At 58.9% G+C, this 4,234-nt stretch carries 4 protein-coding genes and 1 pseudogene; 1 reads left to right on the forward strand and 4 read right to left on the reverse strand.

All coding sequences use genetic code 11. The features are described from left to right. Positions 1-148 (reverse strand): annotated as a pseudogene (locus ACIGDJ_RS27975) (hypothetical protein); the annotation flags it as partial. 105 nt (positions 149-253) lie between these two features. Between ACIGDJ_RS27975 and ACIGDJ_RS27980 the strand changes: the two are divergent. Beyond that, a complete protein-coding gene (locus tag ACIGDJ_RS27980) occupies positions 254-832 on the forward strand; it encodes a nucleoside triphosphate pyrophosphatase (protein ID WP_101156204.1) in 579 nt (192 codons plus the stop codon). Between the two features lie 85 nt (positions 833-917). On the opposite strand, the gene sppA is transcribed toward ACIGDJ_RS27980, so the two are convergent. From sppA to rluC, 3 genes are read right to left on the reverse strand one after another with little or no spacing between them, the layout of a single operon-like run. Then, positions 918-1,907 carry a signal peptide peptidase SppA gene (gene sppA, locus ACIGDJ_RS27985; protein ID WP_312999847.1) on the reverse strand — a complete coding sequence of 330 codons (990 nt, stop codon included), beginning with the start codon at positions 1,905-1,907 and terminating at the stop codon, positions 918-920. Positions 1,908-1,931: 24 nt separating this feature from the next. Further along, positions 1,932-2,594 (reverse strand): HAD-IA family hydrolase, encoded by a 663-nt coding sequence (locus ACIGDJ_RS27990; protein WP_101156199.1) that lies wholly within the window; start codon positions 2,592-2,594, stop codon positions 1,932-1,934. Next, on the reverse strand, positions 2,581-3,540 hold the full coding sequence (gene rluC, locus ACIGDJ_RS27995) for a 23S rRNA pseudouridine(955/2504/2580) synthase RluC (protein WP_101156196.1): 960 nt from the start codon (positions 3,538-3,540) through the stop codon (positions 2,581-2,583). Before rluC ends, ACIGDJ_RS27990 begins: the two co-directional genes overlap by 14 nt. Positions 3,541-4,234: the final 694 nt, after the last annotated feature.

Genomic DNA, 4,234 nt, shown 5'->3' on the forward strand with positions numbered 1-4,234 from the left:
GCGGCGCTTCATCGTGAATGCTTTCGCGCTTGTACAGCGGATCGCAGAGTCTCTTCAAATCGGCCAGCAGCAGTTCACCTTGAAGGGTGGTGCCACGGTCAGCCAATTTGCGCGGGTCAACGTGAGGTGGAATCGGGTCATTCAACATAGGCGCAGCATTATAGGGATGCACCCACCCATGTCAAAGGAAATTGTGCCCTGTCCGTCACTTGCGCGCCTCCGCTAGAATCCGCACTTGCCTCAGGAGACGTCCATGCTGCCTTTATTACTTGCTTCAAGCTCGACTTATCGTCGTGAATTGCTCGCCCGCCTGCACCTGCCGTTCGTCTGCAGCTCGCCGGACATCGACGAAAGCCACCGCCCGGGCGAATCCGCGATCGATCTGGTCAAACGCCTCGCCGAGGAAAAAGCCCGCGCCCTGACGGACAGCCACCCTGCTCATCTGATCATTGGCTCGGATCAGGTCGCCGTCCTCGGCGAGCAAATCATTGGCAAGCCACACACCTTCGAAAAGGCTCGCGAGCAATTGGTGGCGGCCAGCGGCGCAAGCGTGACATTCCTAACCGGCCTGACCCTGCTCAACAGCCAGACCGGGCAATGCCAGGTCGACTGCGTGCCGTTTACCGTGCACATGCGTCAGCTGGATCAGGCGCGCATCGAACGCTATCTGCGCATCGAGCAGCCGTACGACTGCGCGGGCAGCTTCAAGGCAGAGGGATTGGGCGTGAGCCTGTTTCAATCGACCGAAGGCCCGGATGCCACCAGCCTGATTGGCCTGCCGCTGATTCGCCTGATCGACATGTTGTTGGTCGAAGGCGTGCAAATCCCTTGAAAGCAAAAGATCGCAGCCTTCGGCAGTCCTGCACCGATCCATGCAAGAGCTGTCGCAGACTGCGATCTTTTGAGCTTGAAACGATTTAACGCAACGAAGGCCCGTGGAAACCCATCCACATCGCCAACTGCTCAGCCACGCTGGCACCGAGCTTTTTCGAAAAGCGATCGAACGGCGATTCCTGCACGGTGAAATCCACCAGCTCCTTCTCGCCAATCACATCACGCGCTACCGAACTGGCACTGCCCAGGCCATCGATCAGGCCCAGCGGCAATGCCTGTTCACCCGACCAGACCAGCCCGGAAAACAGCTCAGGATGCTCCTTATCCTTCAGGCGATCGCCGCGACCCTGCTTGACGCTGTTGATGAACTGCTTGTGAGTGGTGTCGAGCACACTTTGCCAGAACGCGGTTTCTTCAGGCTTTTGCGGCTGGAACGGATCCAGGAACGCCTTGTGCTCGCCCGAGGTGTAGGTGCGACGTTCAACACCGAGTTTTTCCATGGTGCCGACGAAACCGTAACCCGCCGCCGTCACGCCGATCGAACCGACCAGACTGGCCTTGTCGGCGTAAATTTGATCCGCCGCGCTGGCGATGTAATAGGCGCCCGAAGCACCAAGATCGGAAATCACTGCGTAGAGCTTGATCTCCGGATGCAAAGCACGCAGACGCTTGATCTCGTCATAGACATAACCGGACTGCACCGGACTGCCGCCCGGGCTGTTGATACGCAGGACCACACCTTTGACCTTTTCATCCTCGAACGCCGCGCGCAGACTGCCAACGATATTGTCGGCGCTGGCCGGCTCCTTGTCGGCGATTACACCGTCGATCTCGATCAACGCCGTGTAGTTCGGCCCGCGGGTGGCGCTTTTTTCCATATCCATCAGCGGCGTGAACAGCAGCAGCGCAACAAACAGATAAACAAACGTCAGCAACTTGAAGAAAATCCCCCAGCGCCGCGAACGACGTTGCTCCTGGACTCCGGCCAGCAGGGTCTTTTCCAACAGCTTCCAGCTTTTCGCGTCACCGTCGTCGGCACTCGCCTTGGCCGGTGCTTTCCATTCGTCGGTCATGCCATCTACCCCAGCAAAAACGTATTAAGCCCGCTGACCCAGCCAGGCATGCAATTCAGAAAAACGGTCGATCGACAGGCGCGGCTCGAACTGCTGCAGGGACTCGATCGATTGCGCGCCATAACTGACCGCCACCGAATCCATCCCCGCGTTGCGCGCCATCAGCAGATCGAAGGACGAGTCGCCGACCATCAGCGCCTGCTCCGGACGCACGCCACAGTGGCTGACGATCTGCTCAAGCATCAGAGGGTGCGGTTTGCTGGCAGTTTCATCGGCAGCGCGGGTGATATCGAAATAATCGTCCCAACCGTTGGCTTTGAGCACACGATCCAGTCCGCGACGGTTTTTGCCCGTCGCTACCGCCAGGTGATAACCCTGTTCGCGAAACGACGCCATCGACTCGACCACGCCTTCGAACAGCGGCGAAGGCACCGCTTCGGCAGCAATGTAGTGATCGGCGTAGTACTCGCGAAACGCGAGCATTTCTGCGTCGCTGATTTCGGGATACAGCGTGCGAATCGCTTCCGGCAAGCCGAGACCGATGATGCCTTTGACGGCGAAATCATCGCGCAGCTCGAAGCCGGAACGCCCGGACGCCGAGTGCATGGCCTCGACGATCCGATGAATGGAATCGGCGAGGGTGCCGTCCCAGTCGAAAATCAGCAGCTTGTAATCAGATGGGCGCACTCAATCGCTCCACTGTTTTGGCCCACATTTCATCGACGGGCGCTTGCAAATTCAGCTTGCCGCCGTCGGGCAGCGGCACGGTCAGCATATAGGCGTGCAGGAACAGACGCTTGCCGCCCAGATCGCGGATTTCCCTGGTGAAATCCTCGTCGCCATACTTGCTGTCACCCGCAATGCAATGGCCAGCATGCAAGGTGTGCACGCGAATCTGGTGGGTACGACCGGTAACCGGTTTAGCCTCGACCATGGTGGCGAAATCGCCGAAGCGGCGCAGCACCTTGAACATCGTCAGGGCTTCTTTGCCTTCATCGTTGACCTCGACCATGCGCTCGCCGGAACGCAGATTGCTCTTGAGCAACGGTGCACGAACCTGCTTGATCGACGTAGCCCAGTTGCCACGGACCAGCGCCATGTAGCGCTTGTCGACGCCATCGCCGCGCAGTTGCTCGTGCAGGTGGCGCAACATGCTGCGCTTCTTGGCAATCATGAGCAGGCCGGAGGTGTCACGGTCGAGACGGTGAACCAGCTCCAGCTCCTTGGCATCGGGACGCAACTGACGAAAAGCTTCGATCACACCAAAATTCAGCCCGCTTCCGCCGTGAACCGCAATGCCGGCGGGCTTGTTGATCACGATCAGGGCCTTGTCTTCGAAGACGATCGAAGCTTCCAGGCGCTGCAACAGCCCCTGGGCCAGCGGCACCGGTTCGTCGCGTTCAGGCACGCGAACCGGCGGCACGCGCACGATGTCGCCGGCCTGCAGCTTGTATTCGGGCTTGATCCGCCCCTTGTTCACGCGCACTTCGCCTTTGCGCAAAATGCGGTAAATCAAGGTCTTGGGCACGCCTTTGAGCCGGGCGAGGAGAAAGTTGTCGATTCGTTGGCCGGCATACTCCGGCGAGACTTCAAGCAATTGAACGCCTGGAGTCGAAGGGGCAGTAGTTGTCATGCCGCGGATGATAACAATTTTTATGGAATTGAAGCACTTAATCATTGCTGCTATAGTCGCGAACGCCGCCAAAAGCGGCCTGGACAGCGGAACCACGGTCAACGACCGGCCCTGACCAACGCAATTCACCAGGGCGCGAGGCCGTCCTACGGGGCTTTCGCTACGTAACGGTGGAGTTTGCGGTTGTAACGAGCGCAGGTGACATGAGGCCTGAATTACGCCGCCGAGCAGAGTTCTGACTCGCACGGCAGGCAACATTCAAGGCCAGTTCACAAAGTGCAGTCGACTGCGAATGACCCCGAGCGAATGTTCCGGAAACATCGCCTGAATTAGCCATGATGCGTGACCTCCCCTTTCGGAGCTCACGGTAAATGCCAACCCGCTGCGGATTCTGCGCGCGGCAGCACCCGAATTATCAGGGATACGTGTAGGGTGGAGATGCACAACCGCCGGACTGTGTAGCAACAAGCTTTGATCAAGACGCTTCATCTCGTCCACAGCCGCTGGTTGATTCCTCCTCCTGACTGAGTGCTTAAGTAGCCACAGCAAGCAGGACGCGTACGTCGCGGTATCGGCCCAATTGGTCGGACATCGCTGGACACGGGAATGGCCAACCACTCCCGACGAACGTGACACCGACCGTGAGATGTCGTGTGTGCCGAACGCCGTTTCCGGCAGCCCGGAAACCGACGGT

Origin of the sequence: Pseudomonas sp. NPDC079367, assembly GCF_044542195.1 — a bacterium.
GTDB lineage: Bacteria > Pseudomonadota > Gammaproteobacteria > Pseudomonadales > Pseudomonadaceae > Aquipseudomonas.